This window comes from Nonomuraea sp. NPDC003560, assembly GCF_042878785.1.
Classification (GTDB): Bacteria; Actinomycetota; Actinomycetes; order Streptosporangiales; family Streptosporangiaceae; genus Nonomuraea.
The window spans coordinates 766,093-787,173 of the sequence record NZ_JBIAOF010000001.1; the positions used below are offsets into that span (position 1 = coordinate 766,093).

The window sequence follows — 21,081 nt, forward strand, 5'->3', positions numbered from 1 at the left end:
TCCGCGAAGGAGGGAGCAGCCGTGACGACTGTTCGGGACACCTCGATCGAGCAGGTCAGGCGCCGCCGTACCGGGACCGTCATCGCCTCCTGGCTCTCGACGACCGACCACAAGGTCATCGGGTACCTCTACCTGATCACCTCCTTCGGCTTCTTCCTCGTCGCGGGCGTCATGGCCATGCTGATCAGGGCCGAGCTGGCGCGGCCCGGCATGCAGGTGGTCAGCCAGCAGCTGTACAACCAGCTGTTCACCATCCACGGCACGGTGATGCTGCTGCTGTTCGCCACGCCGCTGTTCGCCGGGTTCGCCAACGTGGTCATGCCGCTGCAGATCGGCGCGCCCGACGTGGCCTTCCCCCGGCTGAACGCGGTGGCGTACTGGCTGTTCCTGTTCGGCGGGCTCATGGTGGTGGCGGGCTTCCTCACCCCGGGCGGGGCCGCCGACTTCGGCTGGTTCGCCTACACGCCGCTGTCGTCGGCCATCCACTCGCCGCAGGTCGGCGGCGACCTGTGGATCATGGGCCTGGTGATGTCCGGCCTCGGCACGATCCTCGGCGCGGTCAACTTCATCTCCACGATCATCGGCATGCGGGCCCCGGGCATGACGATGTTCCGCCTGCCGATCTTCACCTGGAACGTGCTGCTGACCAGCATGCTCGTGCTGATGGCCTTCCCCGTGCTGGCCGCCGCGCTGCTGGTGCTGGAGTCGGACCGCAAGCTCGGCACGCACGTCTTCGACGGAGCGAACGGCGGGCCGCTGCTGTGGCAGCACCTGTTCTGGTTCTTCGGCCATCCCGAGGTCTACATCATCGCGTTGCCGTTCTTCGGGATCGTCACCGAGGTGATCCCGGTGTTCAGCCGCAAGCCGATCTTCGGCTACCTGAGCCTGGTCGCGGCCACCATCGCCATCGCCGGGCTGTCGATGACCGTGTGGGCGCACCACATGTTCGCGACCGGGCAGGTGCTGCTGCCGTTCTTCTCGTTCATGACGTTCCTCATCGCGGTGCCGACGGGGGTGAAGTTCTTCAACTGGATCGGCACGATGTGGCGCGGCCATCTGTCGTTCGAGACGCCGATGCTGTTCGCGGTGGGGTTCCTGGTCACGTTCCTGCTCGGCGGGCTGACCGGCGTCATCCTGGCCTCGCCGCCGCTGGACTTCCAGATCAGCGACACCTACTTCGTCGTCGCCCACTTCCACTACGTGGTCTTCGGCACGGTGGTGTTCGCCATGTTCGCCGGCTTCTACTTCTGGTGGCCGAAGATGACCGGCAAGATGCTCGACGACCGGCTCGGCAAGGTGCACTTCTGGACGTTGTTCGCCGGCTTCCACACCACGTTCCTCGTCCAGCACTGGCTCGGCCAGCTCGGCATGCCGCGCCGGTACGCCGACTACAGCGCGGCCGACGGGTTCACCGCGCTCAACGAGATCTCCTCGGCCGGGGCGTTCCTGCTCGGCGCCTCGACGCTGCCGTTCCTCTACAACGTGTACCGGACGGCCAGGCACGCGCCCAGGGTCACGCTCGACGACCCCTGGGGCTACGGCAACTCGCTGGAGTGGGCGACCTCCTGCCCGCCGCCGCGGCACAACTTCACCGGCATGCCGCCGATCCGCTCCGAGCGGCCCGCGTTCGACCTGCACTACCCGCACGAGGACGCGACGCCCGCCGTGGAGCCGGACCCCGGCCCCGAGCAGCCGCCGCCGGTGCTCGCCGCCGACTGACCTTCCGGCCGATCCGGCGTTTCAAGATCGCTTTGTTGCGTTTATGCGGGGTCATTGCGGGCGATGCCGCCGCGACAATTCTGTTGGTCAAAATGTCGTAGTTTGATCACGTTTCAACAACGTACTTTACGACCCGTTTATCCACCCTCTAGCGTCCGGCATTGCACACCCTATGGCCATGCGCCCGGCGACCCCGGGCAGAGAGGGTACCTGGTGCCAAGCTCAAAGCGCCTGTTAGTCGCGTTCCCGGCGGTCGCCCTCCTCGGCGCCGCGCTGACCGTCCCGGCGGCCCAGGCCACGTCAGTGGCCAGCTACCAGCCCACGGCGGCGGACTACTACATCAACTACGCTCCCCCGCGGGTCGAGAAGGAGCCGCAGGAACCCGGCCTGAACAAGGGCAAGGCCCGCTCGCTCTCGCCGGCGGAGAAGTTCGACAGGAAGTTCGTCAGCGGGAACCCCGCCGCGGCCCGCGTCCTCGCCGCCCGGGAGAACCAGGCGATCAGGACCGGCCGCAACCCGGCTGAATGGATCTACAAGAACTCCAAGCAGGTCAAGACCGCCAAGCTCCTCACCGTCCTGGTCGAGTTCAACGAGCAGGCGAACGACGACTTCTCCGGCTTCAACCGGCTGCGCACCACCGACAGCGCGCCGGACGACTGCGTGGTGGAGCCGCCGGGCACGCTCAAGAACGGCCCGCTGCACAACAACATCCCGGACCCGGCGACGCTGCCGCAGAAGGACAACAACTCCTTCTGGCTCAAGGACTTCAGCACCGACCACTTCAACAAGATGCTCTACAGCGACGAGGGCATCACCGAGCGCGTGCGCAAGGACCTCAAGGACCCGCGCGACGGCAAGCCCGGCATCGACATCTCCGGCTTCACGATGAAGAAGATGTACGAGGAGCTGTCCAAGGGCGCCTACTCCGTCACCGGCTCGGCCGTCGGCTGGATCAAGGCCCCCCACTCCGAGGCGTACTACGGCGCCGCGGCCTGTGGCGGCCAGCCGCAGGACATGTCGGGTCACCCCAGCAACCCGACCGGCGCGGGCCAGCTCGCCATCGACACGGTCAACGCCCTGGCCGCGGCCCAGCCGAACTTCCCGTGGGCCGACTACGACCAGGAGGACGTGGCCGACTCCGACGGCGACGGCAACTTCAACGAGCCCGACGGCGTCATCGACCACCTGGTGATGGTGCACGCCGGCAAGGACAAGTCCTCCGACGGCGGCGCCGAGGGCACCTACGCCATCTGGGCGCACTCCAGCGCGGTCGCGGGCGGCTACAAGATCCCCGGCAGCGACAAGAAGATCTCCAACTACATCGTGCAGCCCGAGGACTCCGGCGTCGGCGTCTTCGCCCACGAGTACGGCCACGACCTGGGCCTGCCCGACCTGTACGACACCAGCGGCCAGGCCAGCTCCGCGGTGGACTTCTGGGACCTGATGTCCAGCGGCTCCCACTCCGGCCCCATCTTCCAGTCCATGCCCACGCACATGGGCCTGTGGGACAAGTGGGTGCTCGGCTGGGCCAACCCGAAGACGTTCAACCCGGGCGACGCCGCCCAGTCCGTCACGGTCGGGCAGTCCTCCCGCACGCCCAAGTACACCGAGGACGGCGTCCGGGTGAACCTGGCCTCCACGCCGCTGAAGATGATCGACCCGCACAGCGGCACGAAGGCCTGGTGGTCCAACCTGGACCAGGACTGGGCCAACCAGACCCTGACCCGCGACGTCCCGGTGCCCGCCGGCTCCGACGTGCGGTTCTGGATGTGGAACAACTACGAGATCGAGCAGGACTGGGACTTCGGCTTCGTGGAGGTCTCGACCGACGGCGGCCAGACCTGGACCCAGCTCAAGGTCTACGACGAGGCCGGCGCCGAGGTCACCACCCCCGACGGCTACCCCGACCCGAACAAGAACCTCAAGACGTTCGGCAACAAGAAGTACGGGCTCACCGGTGACACCGGCGGCCAGTGGCGGCACGACTACGTCAACCTGACGCCGTACGCCGGGCAGTCGATCAAGCTGCGCCTGACCTACAACACCGACGCCGCCTTCGAGCCGCGCGGCTGGCACGCCGACGACTTCTCGCTCACCAACGGCGGCACCGCCGTCTGGAGCGACGACGTCGAGAACGGCGAGAACGGCTGGAAGGCCACCGGCGGCACGTTCACCAACACCAGCGGCCAGGGCTGGACCGTCAACAACGGCTCGCGCGAGATCTCCCGCTTCTACCTCGCCGAGTGGCGCAACTTCGACGGCTTCGACAAGGGCCTGCAGTACGCCTACGACACCAACTACTCCCGCGACGGGGCGTGGAAGGTCGAGAAGGTCAAGTACAACGCGCCCGGCCTGCTGGTCTGGTACCGCGACTCGACCTTCACCAACAACTCGGTGGTCAACAACCTGACCCTGCCGCCGAGCATCGGCTCCAAGGGCAGCCTGCTGGTCGTGGACTCGCACTACGACCCGCTGCGCCGCACCGGCACCGCCGCCCAGAAGGACCCGACCAGGCACAAGAACATGGAGGGCCGCACGCAGTCCTCGAACGCGGCGTTCTCCTTCGACCAGACGTACCCGCTGAAGGAGTGCCTGGAGGCGCCGGACGAGCCGTTCAGCGAGTACTGCACCAACATCCCCGCGCTCAGGGGCGTGTCGTCCTTCACCGACGCGAAGACCTGGGTTCCGGGCTTCGAGCTGCAGAACGGCTCGCTCTACTACCGTGACTTCGACGCCTCCGCGGTGGTGCCGAGCAAGGGCGACCAGCCGTACAGCACCCGCGTGGTGCACCTGGACGGCACCCCCGCCACCGAGCTGTACGGGACCGACCTCGGCGACGGCCACGTGGCCGGGTCGGGCAACCCCGGCGACGAGGGCAAGGCGCTGGGCGTGCAGTTCAAGCTGATCAGCCAGCTGCCGGGCAACCTGGGCGCCGTCGTCCAGGTCGTCCCGCCGAAGAAGTAGCGTAAGGGGGGCCGCCGGATCCCCGGCGGCCCCCCGATCCAGCACTGAGCGGCGGACACAGCGCCTACGATTGATGACCATGAGCGAACTGCGCACCAAGATCGAGCACACTGAGGCGATCCGGCGGGATCGCCGGGTGGCGGTGGTGGTGAACACTCGCTCACGCCGCGGCCGCCGCCACTACTTCGAGGTCATCGAGCAGCTGCACAACCTGGGGTTCGAGCCGCTGGCCGAGCTGTCGGTCTACAACCCCAAGCGGCTGCGCGACCTGCTCGACACCGCCCTCGCCACCGACCCCGACCTGCTGATCGTGGGCGGCGGCGACGGCACCCTCTCATCGGCCGTGCGCCACGTCGCCCACCGCGACGTGGCGCTCGGCGTGTTGCCGCTCGGCACCACCAACAACTTCGCCAGGAGCCTCGGCCTGCCGCTCGACCTGGCCGGCGCCATCCGGGTGTTCTCCACCGGCAAGGTCGCCGACATCGACCTCGGCATGGCCGGCGACCGGCCCTTCGCCAACCTGGCCAGCTTCGGCGTCTCGGTCGAGGTGGCCGGCCGGGTCAAGCCCTGGCTCAAGCGCATCGTGGGCCGTCCGGCCTACCCGATGACCGCGCTCACCGTCCTGCCGGGCCACCGGCCCTTCCGGGCCTACATCACCGTCGAGGGCCAGCGCCACGAGCTGCTCACCCACCAGCTCAACATCGCCAACGGCCGCTTCCACGGCGGCTGGCAGGTGGCCAAGGACATCAGCATCGACAACGGCATGCTGGTGGCCTACCAGCTCGGCTCGGGCAAGAAGCTGCGCCTGCTCGGCGAGACGCTGCTGCGCGCGACCACCGGCCGCTGGCGCAGCCTGGCGGGCGGCCCGTTCGTGGTCGGCCGGGAGATGCTGCTGGAGACCGACCCGCCGATGGCCGCCGACGTCGACGGCGAGGTGCGCCTGCGCACCCCGATCACGCTGCGCGTGGTGCCCAACGGCGTGCGCGTGATGGTCCCCGACTCCTTCGAGGACAACTGACCTCAGCCCTCGCCCAGCGCCCGGTAGGCGGGGGCGAGCGCGTCCGCCAGGCCGGCGGGCGGCGGGAAGACCCGCGGCAGCAGGTCGGGGGCGGCCGCGGCGGGGCGGCGTTCCGGGCGGTGCGCGGTGGCGCCGGGGGCGTAGAAGTCGGCCAGCCGGTCGGCGAACGGCACGTCGGCCACCTCCAGCGGGTCGGGCGCGGGCGGGTCGTCGGCCAGCGAGCCGAGCAGCTGCTCGCGGGTGCGCCCACGCCAGGCCAGCACCAGGAACGGGTCGTCGTCGAACGACTCGGCCAGCAGGTAGAGCACGGCCGACAGGTGCTTGCACGGGAACCCCCAGTCGGGGCACGAGCACTCCATGTCCAGGTCGCGCGGGAACAGGTCGGCGCCATGGGCGGCGAACAGCTCCTCGATCTCGACCGGCATCTCCCCGGCCAGCAGCCTGGCCCGGTGGACGGCCTGCGCCGCGACGGCCTCCTCCAGCCGCGCCCACACGTCCTCGCCGTAGACGTCGATCCTGACCACGACGTCGTACGGCTTCGGCCGCGACCCCTGCACGGACGCCCGGACCAGCCCCGCCGACAGGTCGATCGAGAGCACTTGGCCCTTGCGGGCGTAGGCGCGGCCGCGGGACAGGCGGCCCTTGTCGCAGACGCGTTCCAGGATGTCGACGAAGCGCCTGGACCACCAGGCCGAGCCGATGCTGCCGCGCCGCGACCGGGCCCGCAGGCCGCCCTCGACCTCGATGGGGCCGCCGCCGTCGTACCAGTCGGGCATGGTCAGGACCCTCCCGTGAGGCGGAACACGTCGCGCAGCTCGTCGGTGGACAGGTCGGTCAGCCACTCCTCGCCGGCGCCCACCACCCGCTCGGCCAGCGCCTTCTTTCGCTCGATCATCTGGTCGACGCGCTCTTCGAGGGTGCCCGCGCAGATCAGCTTGCGCACCTGGACGTTCCTGCGCTGGCCGATGCGGAAGGCCCGGTCGGTGGCCTGGTCCTCCACGGCCGGGTTCCACCAGCGGTCGACGTGGACGACGTGGCTCGCCGCCGTCAGGTTGAGCCCGACGCCGGCCGCCTTGAGCGACAGCAGGAACAACATCGGCTCCGGGTCGTGCTGGAAACGCTCGACCAGACGGTCGCGGGTCTTCTTGGGCAGGCCGCCGTGCAGCCACAGGACCGGGCGGCCGAGCCGCTGGGCGAGGTAGGGCTGGAGCATCGTGCCGAACTCGGCGTACTGCGTGAACAGCAGCGCCTTCTCGCCCTCGGCCAGGACCTCCTCGGCCAGCTGCTCCAGCCGGGCCAGCTTGCCCGACCGGCCGGCCAGGCGGGAGCCGTCCTTGAGCAGGTGGGCCGGGTGGTTGCAGACCTGCTTGAGCCTGGCCATGGCCGACAGCACCAGGCCGCGCCGCTCGACGCCCTCGCTGCCGTCGATCCGGGCCAGCATGTCGTCCACGACGGCCTGGTACAGCGTGGCCTGCTCGGGGGTGAGCGGGCACCACTCCTTGATCTCGATCTTCTCCGGCAGGTCGGAGATGACGGACCGGTCGGTCTTGAGGCGGCGCAGGATGAACGGGCCCGTCGCCCGCTTCAGCGCATCGGCGGCCTGCTCGTCCTGGCGGGCCTCGATGGGCTCCTGGAACCGGGTGCGGAAGCGGGCCCGCGGCCCGAGCAGGCCGGGGTTGGCGAACTCCATGATCGACCAGAGCTCGGCGAGGTGGTTCTCGACGGGCGTGCCGGTCAGCGCCAGCCGGGTGCGGGTGGGGATCGACCGGACGGCGCGGGCCTGGAGGGTGCCGCTGTTCTTGATCGCCTGGGCCTCGTCGCACACCACCCGGCGCCACTCGTGCTCCCGCAGGATCTCCAGGTCGCGGTGGGCGGTGCCGTACGTGGTGATCACCAGGTCGGCCGCCGCGATGCGGGCGGCGTCCCGGCCGGGGCCGTGGTGGACGTACACGCGCAGCCCCGGGGCGAACCTGGCCGCCTCCCGCTGCCAGTTGCCCACCAGCGACATCGGGCAGACCAGCAGCGTGGGCGCGGCGGCCCGCTCGTGGACGAGCAGCGCCAGCGTGGTGACCGTCTTGCCCAGGCCCATGTCGTCGGCGAGCACGCCGCCGAGGCCCAGCTCCGACAGGAAGCTCAGCCACGCCAGCCCGCGCTCCTGGTAGGGCCGCAGGACGGCGTCCAGACCCGGCGGGGTCGCGAGCGGGGTGAGCCGCCGCTCGGCCTGGCCCGACAGCAGGTCGCCGAGCACGCCGTCGGCGTCGACCGCCAGCAACGGCAGCTCGTCGTCGCCCTGGATCACGTGGCGCAGCAGGTCGGCCGCGGCCGCCTCGCCCGCGCGCACCCCCTCCACGGCCCGCAGCGCGGCCTTGAGCTGCCGGTCGTCCAGCTCCACCCACTGGCCGCGGACCCGGACCAGCGGCACCTTGAGCCTGGCCAGCTCGGCCAGCTCCGCCTCGCTGATCGTCTCCTCGCCCACCGCCAGGTCGACGCGGAAGTCGACCAGCTCGCGCAGCCCGAAGCCCTGGCTGACGGCCGCCGTCTGCGGCTTGGTCCTGGTGGTGAGCTTGAGCCCGAGCCGCGTACGGCCCGCCCAGCGCGGCAGCTGCACCCCGAACCCGGCCGCCTGGAGCAGCGGCGCGGCCTGGCGCAGGAAGCCGAACGCGCCCGCCGTGTCGAGGGCCAGCTCGCTCGGCTCCGGCACGCGCAGGGCCCGGTCCAGCTCCGGGTAGAGCCGCACGGCCCGGCCGAGCCCGGCCAGCAGCTCACGCTCCGGCCGGCCGGGCAGGCCCTTCTCGCCGTCCCAGACGCGGGCGGCCGGGACGTACAGGCTGGGGTCGTCGGCGGCCTGCAGCGCCAGCTCGACCCGCCAGTCGTCGCCGGCGGCCGGTTCGAGCAGGCGGAAGCAGACGCGGGTGGCGCCCTCGGCCGCCGTGACGGCCGCCCGCCAGCGGTCCAGCTCCTCGCGCAGGCCAGGGTCGTCGGGGCAGGCCGGGTCGCCGGTCAGCGCGGCCAGCCACCGTTCCCGCGGCGTCGCCGGGGCGGCGGCGGAGGGGGCGGCCAGGGGAGTGGTGACGGCCTGCCGGACGAGCGCGTCGGTGAACGCCTCCAGCGCCTGGAGCTGCACCCCGGCGGCCGGACGCTCGGCGGCCCAGGTGCGGCAGGCGGGCGGCATGGCCAGAGCCAGGTCGCGGAAGTAGGCGGCGTCGGCCCCGGTCAGCACGGGCCGCCACAGAGCCAGCGCGGCGCCGTCGGCATCGGGCACGGCCCCGTCGGCATCGGGCACGGGGACGAGCTGGGGGACGACCCGGCCACGGCCCACCAGGTCGCGGGCGAGCGCGGCGACGGCGGCACAATGGCGGACGGTGGCGGTGGCGTCGCCCGGAAGACCGTCCAGCGCGGCAAGGGCCTCGGCGGGCGGCAGCACGACCGCGGGCACCCGCCACGGCAGCAGCCGCGGCCTGACCACCTCCGTCAGCAGCCCCGTCTCCGGCGAGGGCAGCGGCCCCTTGGCCGACCCCGGCAGCAGCAGCTCCAGCTCCCTGGACGGCCCGCCCACCCCGAGGCCCGGCGCGCCGGCCAGCTCGGCAGGGGACGCGGCGAACGGATGGGGCCGCGCGCCCGCCCCACGGGACACCGCGGCGGCCCGGCCGGGAACCTCTCCCCAGAAGGCGAGCCCGTCACCCGCCCACACCCCGTGTACCAGCACCCCGGCAGGTTACCGCCGGCCTGGAGCGACCGGTCCGCGGGTCTTCTGCGGGCCGGGCCGGAGGTCGTACCATCGAAGGATGAACACTCCCGGATCGTGGTGTGAGCGGCCTGAGCCGCAGGCTCCCTCGTGCGAGCTGCCCGCACCGTGGAGCAGGCCGAAGCAGCCCGACAACTGGTGCGAGGCGCCCGAGTCGCCGGTGGCGTCCGTCCTCCGGTTCCTGCTGAAGGCCGCCAAGAGGTAATAACAGGCGGTCAGCTGGGTAGTCGCCTTCCTCAGCGGAGGAGGCGACGTCGTGAACGATACCCACAAGCTGGTCAGTGATCTGTCCGACCAGGTCTCCAGGCTCGTCAAGGACGAGCTGCGCCTGGCCAGGCTGGAGCTCGCGGAGAAGGGCAGGCGCGCCGGGTTCGGCGCGGGGCTGTTCGGCGCGGCCGGGATGGCCGCGTTCTTCGGCGCTGCCGCGCTGGTGGCCGCCGTCGTGCTGCTCCTCGCTCTGGTCATGCCCGCGTGGGCGGCCGCCGCGATCGTGGGGGCGGTCCTGCTCATCGCCGCCGCCCTGCTCGGCCTGACCGGAAAGAACCAGGTGAAGCAGGCCACGCCGCCGGTCCCCGAGGAGACCATCGCGAGCGTCAAGGCCGATATCGACATGGTCAAGGAGAGGGCACGCCGATGAGCGAGACGGACCCCGGATACAGCGAGCAGCACGCCGGTGACGTGGGCGCCCGCAGGGCGACCGTCGGCACGCCGACCGAACGCGAGTCGATCAACGTGCCTCCGACGAGACCGGGGGCTGCGGAGAACGCGAAACGGGCCGAACTGGCCCGGCAGGAACACGAGACCTTCATCCCCGAGACCCCCGTGCCGGACGACCGGACCGAGGCGGTGGAGAGCCGCGCGGTCGAGGAGGAGTCGCTGGGCGGGGGCGGGGGCCGTGGCGAGGACGACGAGGAAGAGGAAGACGTGCGAAAAAGCATCAAGGAGACCAGGAACGAACTGGGCGACACGGTCAGCGCCCTGGCACACAAGGCCGACCTGAAGGGCCGGGCCGCCGAGGCGGCCGGCACCGCCAAGGGCAAGGTCGCCGAGATGACCGGCGTGGCCAAGGGCAAGGCCGCCGAGGTGACCGGCACGGCCAAGGGCATGGCCGGCGAGGTCGCGGGCAAGGTCCGCGAGGCCACCCCCCACCAGGTCAAGGACGCCGCCACCGGGGCGCGCAAGCGTCCGGTGCTGCTGCTGGCCGCGGCGGCGGCGGTGACGGCCCTCGTCGTGCGGCGGCTCAGGAAGCGCAACAGGGCGAAGTAGGCGTGCGTTCCCCCGAAAGACCTGCGGAACTGCCGCGCAGGGCCTGGTGGAGCGTGCTCAAACGCACCGTCGTCGAGTTCCGCAACGACGGCGTCCAGGACCTCGCGGCAGCGCTCACCTACTACGCCGTCCTGTCCATCTTCCCCGCGCTGATCGTGCTGGTGTCGGTGTTCGGCCTGCTCGGCAGGCGCGACACCGCCACCCTGGTCGGCAACCTCGTGGTGCTGGCGCCCGACGAGGTGCGCTCCCTGATCGTCACGGGCGTGCGGTCGGTCCAGGAGAACGCGGCCTCGGCCGGCCTGGTCGCGATCGTCGGCCTGCTGGTCGCGCTCTGGTCGGCGTCGGGCTACATCGGCGCGTTCATCCGGGCCGGCAACACCATCTACGACATCGACGAGGGGCGTCCGTTCTGGAAGGTGACCCCGCTCCGGATCGGGCTCACCGTGCTGGCCACCGTGCTGCTGGCGCTCGGCGCGATCTCCGTCGCGCTGACCGGCGACCTGGCCAGGAGCGTCGGGAAGGCGCTCGGCCTGGGCAGCGCGCTGGTGACCGCCTGGGACATCCTGAAATGGCCCGTGCTCGCGCTCGTCGCGGCCGGGCTGATCATGGTGCTCTACTGGGCCGCGCCGAACGTGCGCCAGCCCGGCGTGCGCTGGATCACCCCCGGCGGGCTGCTCGCGGTGGTGCTCTGGGTCGTGGTCTCCGGCGGCTTCGCCCTGTACGTGGCCCACTTCGGGTCCTACGGCAAGACCTACGGCACGCTGGCCGGCGTCGTGGTGTTCCTGATCTGGCTGTGGTTGTCGAACATGGCCCTGCTGCTGGGCGCCGAGCTGGACGCCGAGCTCATCAGGGAACGCCAGATCGCCGAGGGCGAGCCCGTCGGGCAGGAGCCGTACGTGGAGCCCCGGGACCCGCCGAAGGAGGATAGCCTTCCCGAGTGAAGCGTGGAAAGGCCGTCGTCGCCGCACTCGCCCTGCTGACCTCGGGGTTGGTGGCCGGCTGCGGCGACGGCTCGGCGGTCAGCGACTTCGGCACCGTCGTCAAGGGCGCCAAGGGCACGACCGTGCGCGCCGAGCTGCGCCCGGGGCAGCGGTTCTCGCTGGCCGTCCCGGACAACCCCTCGGTGGGCGACAATTGGCGGCTGGCGGCGGTGCCCGACGCCAGGGTGGCCTCCTACATCAGCGAGGAGCGCAGGAGCGCGGGCCAGGGCCCCGGCAGCGGCGGCACCGCCTACTTCGTCTTCAACACCAAGAGCCCGGGCACCGCCGAGATCACGCTGCGCGACTGCTGGCGGTGCGGCCAGAGCTCGACGCCGCCCGACGAGGAGAGCAGGCGGCAGTCGGGCGAGGCGGTCTTCGAGATCACCGTGCGCTGAGCACGGCCCGGCACAACACGTCGAGGGTGGTCGCGGTGATCACCTCGGCCTCGGCGCCTTCGCCGGAGTCGGCGCACGCGGCCAGGCGGCGGCGGCCCTCGCCCAGGATGCTCCACCCCAGGTGGGCCACCAGGTCGGGATGCGGCTCCCCGGCCTCGGCGAGCAGCCCGCGCAGCGGCTCGATCATCGTCTCGTGCAGCTGGTCGAGCCGGTGGCGGCACTCGGCGGGCAGGTCGACCGCGGCCACCGCGCGCAGCAGCGCGTGGTCGGGGCTGGTCACGAACGCCAGCGACACGGCGCCGAAGGCGCGCACCCGCTCCTCCAGGCCGCCGTCGCGGGTGGCCGTGACGAGCCGGTCGGCCCAGCGGGGGATCGCGTCCTCCACGAGCTGGGCCAGGATGTCGGCGGTGGAGGAGAAGTAGCGGTAGACGCTGGAGCGGGCCAGCCCGACCCGCGCGCCCACGGCCGCGGGGGTGAGCCCGGCCGGGCCCTCGGCCGCCAGGACCTCCATGGCGGCCGCCAGCAGGGCCGCGTGCTGGCTGGCCCGATGGTCGGCCACCGTCGCCGCGCTGATCCTCGGCACCGGACTCACTCCTCTTCGCGTCGTCTCCTCCCAGTATCGGGCAGCAGGAACGTCGCCCCGACGCCGCCGAACAGCACGAGGCCGGTCACGATCGTGACCCGGCGGGTGGCGTCGGCGCCCGCCGCGACCGCGGCGGCGTGGTCGGCGGGGTCCCTGATCGCCGCGATGGCCGCGCCGGCGCTCTCCCGGACGGCCTGCCCGAGCGCGGGCTCGCCGGGCAGGCGTTCGGCCATCGCCGCGTCCAGGCCGGTGACCAGGACGGCGCCCAGCACCGCGATGCCGACGGCGGCGCCGAGCTGGCGGATCGTGCTCTGGAGCCCGGAGGCCACGCCGGAGCGGCGGGCGGGCACGTCGGCGAGCATCACGTTCGGGAGCTGGGCCGAGGCGAAGCCGACGCCGACGCCGTACAGGACGAGCCACGGCACCAGCGTCCACGCGCCGAGCGAGGGGGAGACGGCCAGGCCGATCGCGATCGCGCCCACGGCCTCCAGGACGAGCCCCAGCCGCACGATGACCCTGGGCGCCAGGTCGAGCCGCGGGACGACGCCGCCGGCCAGGAACGTGCCCCCGGCCAGCGAGGCGATGATCAGGCCGGTGGCGAACGCGGTGAACCCCATGGCCGCCTGCAGGAACAGCGGCAGCACCAGGATCAGGCCGAACTCGCCGAGACTGATGATCATCGCGGCGGCGCCGCCGTACCTGAAGGAGGGGATGGCGAACAGCGACAGGTCCAGCACGACCGGGCGGCCCGATCGTGCCCGCGAGCGCTCGACCAGCAGCAGCGCGGCCAGCGCGAGCCCCGCGAGCCCGAAGGCGAACGGGATCGGCGAGACGCCGCCGAGCGGCCAGGTCCACCCGAACAGCGTGGCCTCGCCGGTCGGCGTGAACCAGCCGTAGCGCTGGCCCTCGATCAGGCCGAACACCAGCGCGGCCGGGCCGACCACCGACAGCAGCACGCCCGGGACGTCCGAGCCGCCCGCCGCCGCGTCCTTCGACTCCGGCACCCGGGCCGTGCCGAGCAGCACGAGCAGGCCGATCGGCAGATTCACCCAGAACGCCCAGCGCCACCCGAAGTCGGTCACCACCCAGCCGCCGAGCAGCGGGCCGAGCGCGGCCATGCCGCCGATGATCGAGCCCCAGACGGCGAAGGCGATCGTCCGGCGCGAGCCCGTGTAGAGGGAGTTGATGATCGCCAGCGTCATCGGGACCACCATGGACGCCCCGACGCCCTGGACGACGCGGGCGGCGATGAGCAGCGCGCCGCTCGGCGCGGAGGCGGCCAGCATGCTCGCGGCCAGGAACACCACCAGGCCGACGGCGAACATCCGGCGCCTGCCGTGCACGTCGCCGGTCCGGCCGAGGGGGATGAGCAGGGAGGCGAAGGCCAGGGAGTAGATGGAGTTGACCCATTCGACGTCCGTGGCCGACAACCCCAGATCGCCCATGATCGCGGGGACGGCGACGTTCACGATCGTCGCGTCGATGATGATCATCGACATCCCGACGCCGAGCACGATCAGCGGGAGCCAGCTCTGCCGGGTCCGCTCATTTAGCGACACCATGTCTCTAAAGATAGCAACATGCTGTCTCGAAACAAGGGGTAAGCTCCGGATCATGGACTTCATCCGGGTGCGTGCCTCGGCCGACGGCGCCGAGACGATCTCCTACTGGACCGGCGACGTCTACGGCTGGCAGGACGACGACGGCCCCCATCACCTGTTCGGCTTCGAGGGGCTGAACGTGGCGCGGGCGCGCCCGGCCGACGGCGGCTGGGAGCTGCTGACCAGGGAGGCGGCGCTCTACCTCGACCCGAGGACCAGGGAACCGATCGACGTGTGGGACAACCCGCTCACCGGGCGGTCCGTCGAGGTGCAGCACGTCTTCAACGACCCGGTCAACCAGCGGCTCGGGGCCTATCCGGTGCCGGTGACGCGGTTGGGGGAGCAGGTCGTCTACAACGCCGACATCCGCCTTTCCTACCCTTCGCCACTACCTGTCGCGAAATATCCGGAAAACTCGGCTCGGGACACGTATCGGGCGTTGGAGCTCTTCCAGTTCTTCGCCTCGGCCGCCGACGTCGAGTCCGGCATGCCCAGCGTGCCGGCGGTCTTCTCCTGGTGCCGGGTCTCGCCCTGGCTGCCCTGGATGGCCATGGGACAGCGGCCGGGCGGGCTGGTCTACCACTGCCGCGGGGCCAAGGTCGCCGACGTCCCCGGGCGGCTGCGCGACCGCGTCGGCGAGCACTTCCTGCACGCCCCCGAGGAGTGGACCGCGCCCAACGTGACGAGCTGGACGGCCTTCGCCGATAAGGTCGGGCGGTGAGCACCGACCTGTTCTGCGAGATCATCGCCGGCGCGCGTCCCGCCCACGTGGTGAGCGCCGACGAGGTGGCCGTCTCCTTCCTCGACACCCGCCCGGTTTTCAAGGGGCACGTGCTCGTCGTGCCCCGGCTGCACGTCGAGACGCTGGCCGACCTCGCCGACGTCGGGCCGTTCTTCTCCCGGGTGCAGGCCATGGCCAGGGCCGTGGAGGAGGGGCTGGAGGCGGCCGGCACGTTCGTGGCGATGAACAACCGGATCAGCCAGAGCGTGCCCCACCTGCACGTGCACGTCGTGCCGCGCAACCGCAAGGACGGGCTGCGCGGCTTCTTCTGGCCGCGCACCACCTACGAGTCCGCGCAGGAGGCCGAGACCTACGCGGCGGCCGTCGCCAAGGCGCTGGCGGCCGAGTGAGGGCGGCGGGCGGCACGGGCGGCGGCGGGCGCTAGGCTCGGGGCGCGTGGAGTACCTGGTCGGCGTCGCCGTCGTGGCCGTGCTGGTGGGCGTGCCCGCGATCGTGCTCTGGCGCGTCATGCGGGGCCGCCGCGAGCTGGGCACCAGCCCGGCCGAGCGGGCCACGTTCGAGACCCTGCACACCGCCTCCATGGCCGGGCCGCCGCTGCGGGCCGGGCTGACCCCCGAGGGCGCCGAGCGCGCCTCCCGCCACCTGCGCGCGCTGCTCGGCTCGGCCGCGCTCGCGATCACCGACCGCGAGCGCCTGCTCGTCTACGACGGCGCCGGCGACCAGCACGCCGCCCAGGCGTTCGAGCACGCCGCCGCCACCTTGCGGGACGGCCGCACCCAGGTGCTCACCATCGACTGCGAGCTGCTCGAATGCCCGATCCGGCACGCCGTCGTCGTCCCGCTGACCACCGACGACCGCCTGGTCGGCGCGCTGGCCGCCTACGGGCAGAACGCCTCGGCCGGCCTGGTCAGGGCGGCGCAGGAGGTGGCCGGCTGGGTGAACTCGCAGCTGGAGCTGGCCGAGCTCGACCGCTCGCGCACGCTGCTCATGGAGGCCGAGGTCCGGGCCCTGCGCGCGCAGATCTCGCCGCACTTCATCTACAACTCGCTCACCACGATCGCCTCCTTCGTCCGTACGGACCCCGAACGCGCCCGCGAGCTGCTGCTGGAGTTCGCCGACTTCACCCGCTACTCCTTCCGGCGGCACGGCGAGTTCACCACGCTGGCCGAGGAGCTGCACTCGATCGAGCGCTACCTCACCCTCGAACACGCCAGGTTCGGCGACCAGTTGCAGGTCACCCTGCGCATCGCCCCCGAGGTGCTGCCGGTCGCGGTGCCGTTCCTGTGCCTGCAGCCGCTGGTCGAGAACGCCGTCCGGCACGGCCTGGAGAGCCGCAACGGCGTCGGCCGCATCACGATCATCGCCGAGGACGCCGGCGCCGAGTGCCGCATCAGCGTCGAGGACGACGGCCTCGGCATGGACCCCGACCGGCTGCGCCGCATCCTGGCCGGCGAGATCGCCCCCACCGGCGGCGTCGGCCTGGCCAACGTCGACGAACGGCTCCGCCAGGTCTACGGCGACGAGTACGGCCTGGTCGTCGAGACCGGCACGGGCGCGGGCACCAAGGTCAACGTGCGCCTGCCGAAGTACCACCCCGGCGTCTCGGCCCGCTGACCCTGCTGACCCCCCGCCGACTTCCCACACCTGCCCCCACCTGTGACCCCGCCGTGACGGCCTTGACGTTTGGTGCGGGTTTCATCACTGTCTAATGCATTCGAGGTGTGAGGAGTGAGTGTGACCGGGCTGCGCGTCCTGGCGGTGGACGACGAGCTACCCGCGCTGGAGGACCTGTCCTACCTGCTCCGCGCCGACGCCCGCATCGGCGAGGTGGTGACGGCGCGCGACGGGGCGGCCGCGCTGCGCCTGCTGGACCGCGGCATCGCCGAGGGCCGCCCGATCGACGCCGTCTTCCTCGACATCCGCATGCGCGGCCTGGACGGCGTCGTGCTCGGACGGCTGCTGTCGCAGTTCGCCAACCCGCCGCGGGTCGTGTTCGTCACCGCGTACGAGGAGCACGCGGTGGACGCCTTCGAGATCAAGGCCGAGGACTACCTGCTCAAACCGGTGCGTCCCGAACGTCTCGCCGAGGCCATCAGGCGCGTGGCGGTCTCGGCCGACGTGCCCGCCGAGACCGGCGAGAGCGACACCATCCCCGTCGAGCTGGGCGGCGTGACCCGGTTCGTCTCCAGCGCCGACGTCCTCTACGTGGAGGCCCAGGGCGACTATGCCCGGCTGCACACCGCGAACGGCAGCCACCTCGTCCGCATCCCGCTCGCCACGCTGGAGGAGCGCTGGGCCCCGGCCGGGTTCGTCCGGGTGCACCGCAGCCATCTGGTCGCCGTCAAGCACATCGAGGAACTGCACATCGACTCGGGCCGGTGCAGCGTCCGGGTCGGCGACACCGAGCTCCCGGTGAGCCGGCGGCACACCCGCGAGCTGCGCGACCTGCTGGTCCGCCGCGCCAGGAAGGGCAGGACGGAATGACCTCCGATCCCCGGCCGGGGCGTCCTGCGGGGTCGCCGCGCACCGACCCCGCCCGCCGCACCGACCCCGCCCGCCGCATGGACGCCTTCCGCCGCTCCGAGACGCCGCGCCGGGTCAGCGTCACCAGCCCGCGCACCGCCGCCGCCCGCCGCCCCCGCTACCCGGCCACCAGGGAGATCGACGAGCAGACCCGCCTCGGCGAGGTCTACATGCGCTCGCTCCTGCGCACCCAGTTCCGGCTCGCCCTGTTCGTCTGCACCGTGCTGGCCTGCGTGGTCGGCGGCCTGCCGCTGCTGTTCCTGCTCATCCCCGAACTGCGCGAGGTGGACGTCCTCGGCGTCTCCCTGCCGTGGGCGGTGCTGGCCGGGCTCATCTACCCCGCCTTCGTCATCGGCGCCTGGCTGTACGTCCGCCAGGCCGAGCGCAACGAACGCCACTTCGCCGAGCTGGTGGAACGCCGGTGACCGGCGCGAAGGGCCCCTCGTGAGCCTCACCGCGGTGGTCGTCGTGATGGCGGCGGCCGTGCTCATCGGCGCGTACGGCATCAGGTTCTCCCGCACCACCTCCGACTTCTACGTCGCCTCCCGGACCGTCAGCCCCCTGTGGAACGCCTCCGCCATCGGCGGCGAGTACCTGTCGGCGGCCTCCTTCCTCGGCGTCGCCGGGCTCATCCTGTCCTACGGCGTGGACATGTTGTGGCTGCCCGTCGGCTGGACCGGCGGTTACCTGGTGCTGCTGGTGCTGGTGTCGGCGCCGCTGCGGCGCTCGGGGGCGTACACGCTGCCCGACTTCGCCGAGGCCAGGCTGGAGTCGATGACCGTGCGCAGGACCGCCAGCGTGCTCGTCGTCCTGATCGGATGGCTGTACCTGATGCCGCAGTTCCAGAGCGCCGGGCTGGTGCTGCGCACGATCACCGGGGCGCCGGTGTGGGCGGGCGGGCTGCTGGTCGCGGGGGTGGTGGCGGTGAACGTGCTGTCCGGCGGCATGCGGTCGATCACGTTCGTGCAGGCGTTCCAGTACTGGCTCAAGCTGACCGCGCTGGCCGTGCCGCTGGTGTTCCTGCTGCTGGCCTGGAAGGGCGACGGCGCGCCCGCCCTCAGCGTCCAGGACGCCACCACCTGGCAGATGCCGCTGGCCGGGGCCAAGGAGTACGGGCTCTACTCGACGTACTCGCTGATCCTGGCCACGTTCCTCGGCACGATGGGCCTGCCGCACGTGCTCGTGCGCTTCTACACCAACCCCGACGGCCGGGCCGCCCGCCGTACGACGCTGGTCGTGCTGACCCTGCTCGGCGCGTTCTACCTGCTGCCCGCCCTGTACGGCTGGCTCGGCCGCCTCTACGCCCCCGACCTCGTGCGCACCGACGCGGTCGTGCTCACCCTGCCCAGCCGCATGATCGGCGGCACGCTCGGCGACCTGCTCACCGCCCTCGTGACGGCCGGGGCGTTCGCGGCCTTCCTGTCCACCTCCTCGGGGCTGACCGTGTCCGTCGCCGGGGTGATCGCGCAGGACCTGCTGAAGGGCGGGGTGCGCTCGTTCCGGATCGCCACGCTCATGGCCGTCGCCGTGCCGCTGGCGCTGGCGTTGTGGGCGCGGGCGCTGCCGGTCGCGGACGTGGTGGGGCTGGCGTTCGCGGTGGCCGCCTCGTCGTTCTGCCCGCTGCTGGTGCTGGGCATCTGGTGGCGGCGGCTCACCACCACCGGGGCGCTGGCGGGGCTGTTCGTGGGGGGCGGGCTCGCCTGCTCGGCCGTGCTCGCCACGATCACCGGGGGGCCGTACGAGGGGCTCACGGGGGCGCTGCTGGCCCAGCCGGCGGCCTGGACGGTGCCGATCGCGTTCACGGTGATGGTGTCGGTGTCGTTCCTGACGCCACACCGCGTACCGCCCGGCGTGGCCCGCACGATGGTCCGCCTCCACACCCCGGAAAACCTCGACCTGGACCGCGGCGACTGGCACCCCCGCTCCCCATGACCCGCCCCCGGCCCGCCGGTTCCGCGCCCGGCCGACGCGCGGGAGCGTGCCGATGGGCGTCTGCCCGCCCTCCCGTCTTTCTCAGGCGACGAGACCTTTCGGCTCACGACCAGCCCGCGGCGACGCCTCCCAAGCGCTCCGACGCCACCCCGTTTCCACTGGCGCCCTTGTTGTGCGCCACATCTCCGGCCCCCGCCCCGGCTCCGGCACCTCTTCCTCTCCCAGGGCCGCCCTCGGTCCCAGCGCCGCCCACGGCCGCCGCGCTGCCTGCTGCCCTTGATGTGGCTGGGCTTCCCAGGGCGCTCGCGGCTCGGGGCTTGCGGTCGCTTTCCGTGGGGCGCGGGATGCCGCCCTGGTCATGGGGCTGTTCGCTCTGGGGTGGTGGGTCCAGGCCGGGGCGGTACGGGCCGGCGGCGCGTGCGGACGTGCTCCGGCCGGGCCAGGGCTGACTCGCCCCTTCCCGCGGGACGTCCGGCCGGGCCGACCCCCCTGGCTCGGTGTCGGGTGGGGCTGGGGTTCGGCCTGGGCGCGGCTGGGCCGTCCCCTGGGATGGGACGTGCGGACGGGTCCACTCCTGCGGCGTGCCACCGGGATGGGGCGCGGGCCGGCCGGGCTGGTGCTGCTGGGCTGACGCTTGCGGCGCGTGGGCGGGCTGGGCCGGCGCCTGTGACCGAGGGCCGGGTTGGGACGGTATCCGGTGGGCGAGGCCCGGATGGGACGGCTCCTGCGGCGGAGGGTCCAGCCCCGGGCGGTGACCGACGCCGGTGGGCGGTGTCCTGGAACGGCCGGGCCCCGGGTCCCGGCCGCCGGACCGGTCCGCGCGGGAACGACTGCCCGCAGTCGAGGGCATGACGTCCTGGGCCTGACGGAAGGGCTCGTCTGGGAGGGTTCCCTCGTCGGGGGCGAAGTACGGTCTGGTCGGGGGCGTGGGGTGGGAGGCGTCGCTGGGCCGGGCGGCCTGTTCGGTCATGGGTCTGGCGGCCGTGCCGGCGTGGGTCTCGACGTCGAGCACCTCGTGTCCCGGGACGGTGTGCGGGGCCTCCTCGCCGGGGGCCGCGTGGTGGATGGTCCGTCCGGTGGCCGCTCCCAGGTCGCCCGCGTGCTTCCGCTCCGGTCGCCAGGAGGGGGCGCCACCCCTCGGCCACCCCCGCCGCACCCCGCCGCCCTCCTCCGGTCGGCCTCCCCGCACCCCGCCTTCCCGCGCCGCCGAGGCAGGCGTCCCCGCAGCGGTCCTCCCCGAGGACAGGGAGTCCCGAAGGGTGGGGGTGGGCGTGGAGGGTGGGGTGGTGGTGGGGAAGGCGTGGCGGGCGGTGCGGGGTGGGGGAGTGGCGGTGGTCGAGGGCAGGTGGTCCAGGAGGTGGGGGGCGGCGTTCAGGAGGTGGTCGATGAGGTGCGCCAGGTCGTCCAGCCGCACCCGCAGCGTCGCCCGCGCGCCGTCGCGCCGGACACCCGGGGCCCGGCCCTCCGGCCCGGCCTCCTCCACCCGCATCTCGGAGATCTCCAGGCAGACCTCAGGGTTCGGACGGGCGGGCGCCGACGCGCCGGAGCCGAGCGCCTGCTCCTCGGGCGTACGGTCATCGCGGTACGGGCTGCTCTCGGCCATGACCTGCGAT

At 72.4% G+C, this 21,081-nt stretch carries 18 protein-coding genes; 14 read left to right on the plus strand and 4 right to left on the minus strand.

Features of this window, described 5'->3' with window-relative positions:
• The first annotated feature begins 21 nt into the window (after positions 1-21).
• From ctaD to ACFYUV_RS03615, 3 genes are all read left to right on the plus strand, one after another.
• Positions 22-1,719, plus strand: coding sequence for a cytochrome c oxidase subunit I (ctaD, locus tag ACFYUV_RS03605; RefSeq protein WP_387664423.1), 1,698 nt, complete (start codon positions 22-24; stop codon positions 1,717-1,719).
• Positions 1,720-1,932: 213 nt separating this feature from the next.
• Positions 1,933-4,683 (plus strand): immune inhibitor A domain-containing protein, encoded by a 2,751-nt coding sequence (locus ACFYUV_RS03610; RefSeq protein ID WP_387664425.1) that lies wholly within the window; start codon positions 1,933-1,935, stop codon positions 4,681-4,683.
• Between the two features lie 79 nt (positions 4,684-4,762).
• Entirely contained in the window at positions 4,763-5,701 is a 939-nt protein-coding gene (locus ACFYUV_RS03615; protein WP_358285242.1) for a diacylglycerol kinase family protein, read from the plus strand.
• Between the two features lie 2 nt (positions 5,702-5,703).
• Here ACFYUV_RS03615 and ACFYUV_RS03620 read toward each other — a convergent pair whose 3' ends face one another.
• Positions 5,704-6,477 (minus strand): SWIM zinc finger family protein, encoded by a 774-nt coding sequence (locus ACFYUV_RS03620; protein WP_364337940.1) that lies wholly within the window; start codon positions 6,475-6,477, stop codon positions 5,704-5,706.
• A gap of 2 nt (positions 6,478-6,479) precedes the next feature.
• Positions 6,480-9,407 (minus strand): DEAD/DEAH box helicase, encoded by a 2,928-nt coding sequence (locus ACFYUV_RS03625; protein WP_387664428.1) that lies wholly within the window; start codon positions 9,405-9,407, stop codon positions 6,480-6,482.
• Positions 9,408-9,486: 79 nt separating this feature from the next.
• Between ACFYUV_RS03625 and ACFYUV_RS03630 the strand changes: the two genes are divergently transcribed.
• From ACFYUV_RS03630 to ACFYUV_RS03650, 5 genes are read left to right on the plus strand one after another with little or no spacing between them, the layout of a single operon-like run.
• Positions 9,487-9,651 (plus strand): hypothetical protein, encoded by a 165-nt coding sequence (locus ACFYUV_RS03630; RefSeq protein ID WP_387664430.1) that lies wholly within the window; start codon positions 9,487-9,489, stop codon positions 9,649-9,651.
• Positions 9,652-9,702: 51 nt separating this feature from the next.
• Positions 9,703-10,083, plus strand: coding sequence for a phage holin family protein (locus ACFYUV_RS03635; protein ID WP_387664432.1), 381 nt, complete (start codon positions 9,703-9,705; stop codon positions 10,081-10,083).
• Positions 10,080-10,712, plus strand: a complete 633-nt coding sequence (locus ACFYUV_RS03640) for a DUF3618 domain-containing protein (RefSeq protein ID WP_387664434.1) — start codon at positions 10,080-10,082, stop codon at positions 10,710-10,712. Before ACFYUV_RS03635 ends, ACFYUV_RS03640 begins: the two co-directional genes overlap by 4 nt.
• 2 nt (positions 10,713-10,714) lie before the next feature.
• Positions 10,715-11,653: a YihY/virulence factor BrkB family protein gene (locus ACFYUV_RS03645; RefSeq protein ID WP_364337943.1), complete on the plus strand. Its 939-nt coding sequence runs from the start codon at positions 10,715-10,717 to the stop codon at positions 11,651-11,653.
• A complete protein-coding gene (locus ACFYUV_RS03650) occupies positions 11,650-12,087 on the plus strand; it encodes a protease inhibitor I42 family protein (RefSeq protein WP_387664436.1) in 438 nt (145 codons plus the stop codon). Before ACFYUV_RS03645 ends, ACFYUV_RS03650 begins: the two co-directional genes overlap by 4 nt.
• On the opposite strand, the gene ACFYUV_RS03655 is transcribed toward ACFYUV_RS03650, so the two are convergent.
• Together ACFYUV_RS03655 and ACFYUV_RS03660 are read right to left on the minus strand one after the other, a co-directional pair.
• The gene (locus tag ACFYUV_RS03655; protein WP_387664439.1) at positions 12,074-12,670 is read right to left on the minus strand and encodes a TetR/AcrR family transcriptional regulator; all 597 of its coding nucleotides are present in this window, start codon (positions 12,668-12,670) and stop codon (positions 12,074-12,076) included. The two genes, ACFYUV_RS03650 and ACFYUV_RS03655, sit on opposite strands and share 14 nt — an antisense overlap.
• A gap of 5 nt (positions 12,671-12,675) precedes the next feature.
• On the minus strand, positions 12,676-14,232 hold the full coding sequence (locus ACFYUV_RS03660) for an MFS transporter (RefSeq protein ID WP_387664441.1): 1,557 nt from the start codon (positions 14,230-14,232) through the stop codon (positions 12,676-12,678).
• A 52-nt stretch (positions 14,233-14,284) separates the two neighbouring features.
• On the opposite strand from ACFYUV_RS03660, the gene ACFYUV_RS03665 reads away from it, so the two are divergent.
• The 6 genes from ACFYUV_RS03665 to ACFYUV_RS03690 all read left to right on the plus strand — a co-directional run bounded on the left by ACFYUV_RS03665 (position 14,285) and on the right by ACFYUV_RS03690 (position 19,468).
• Positions 14,285-14,992, plus strand: coding sequence for a DUF1838 family protein (locus ACFYUV_RS03665; RefSeq protein ID WP_387664444.1), 708 nt, complete (start codon positions 14,285-14,287; stop codon positions 14,990-14,992).
• Positions 14,989-15,402 (plus strand): HIT family protein, encoded by a 414-nt coding sequence (locus tag ACFYUV_RS03670; protein ID WP_387664446.1) that lies wholly within the window; start codon positions 14,989-14,991, stop codon positions 15,400-15,402. Before ACFYUV_RS03665 ends, ACFYUV_RS03670 begins: the two co-directional genes overlap by 4 nt.
• A 46-nt stretch (positions 15,403-15,448) precedes the next feature.
• Positions 15,449-16,627: a sensor histidine kinase gene (locus tag ACFYUV_RS03675; RefSeq protein ID WP_387664448.1), complete on the plus strand. Its 1,179-nt coding sequence runs from the start codon at positions 15,449-15,451 to the stop codon at positions 16,625-16,627.
• A gap of 120 nt (positions 16,628-16,747) precedes the next feature.
• Complete coding sequence (locus ACFYUV_RS03680) at positions 16,748-17,497, plus strand: LytTR family DNA-binding domain-containing protein (RefSeq protein ID WP_352324464.1); 750 nt, start codon at positions 16,748-16,750, stop codon at positions 17,495-17,497.
• Complete coding sequence (locus ACFYUV_RS03685; protein ID WP_387664450.1) at positions 17,494-17,961, plus strand: hypothetical protein; 468 nt, start codon at positions 17,494-17,496, stop codon at positions 17,959-17,961. Before ACFYUV_RS03680 ends, ACFYUV_RS03685 begins: the two co-directional genes overlap by 4 nt.
• A 46-nt stretch (positions 17,962-18,007) precedes the next feature.
• Entirely contained in the window at positions 18,008-19,468 is a 1,461-nt protein-coding gene (locus ACFYUV_RS03690; RefSeq protein WP_387665299.1) for a cation acetate symporter, read from the plus strand.
• The last annotated feature ends 1,613 nt before the right edge of the window (positions 19,469-21,081 follow it).

Excerpts from the sequence above, each read along its gene's own strand:
- ACFYUV_RS03615 (WP_358285242.1), top strand. The coding sequence starts at position 4,763 with ATGAGCGAACTGCGCACCAAGATCGAGCACACTGAGGCGATCCGGCGG.
- ACFYUV_RS03620 (WP_364337940.1), bottom strand. The coding sequence starts at position 6,477 with ATGCCCGACTGGTACGACGGCGGCGGCCCCATCGAGGTCGAGGGCGGC.
- ACFYUV_RS03630 (WP_387664430.1), top strand. The coding sequence starts at position 9,487 with ATGAACACTCCCGGATCGTGGTGTGAGCGGCCTGAGCCGCAGGCTCCC.
- ACFYUV_RS03640 (WP_387664434.1), top strand. The coding sequence starts at position 10,080 with ATGAGCGAGACGGACCCCGGATACAGCGAGCAGCACGCCGGTGACGTG.
- ACFYUV_RS03660 (WP_387664441.1), bottom strand. The coding sequence starts at position 14,232 with ATGGTGTCGCTAAATGAGCGGACCCGGCAGAGCTGGCTCCCGCTGATC.
- ACFYUV_RS03665 (WP_387664444.1), top strand. The coding sequence starts at position 14,285 with ATGGACTTCATCCGGGTGCGTGCCTCGGCCGACGGCGCCGAGACGATC.
- ACFYUV_RS03685 (WP_387664450.1), top strand. The coding sequence starts at position 17,494 with ATGACCTCCGATCCCCGGCCGGGGCGTCCTGCGGGGTCGCCGCGCACC.
- ACFYUV_RS03690 (WP_387665299.1), top strand. The coding sequence starts at position 18,008 with ATGGCGGCGGCCGTGCTCATCGGCGCGTACGGCATCAGGTTCTCCCGC.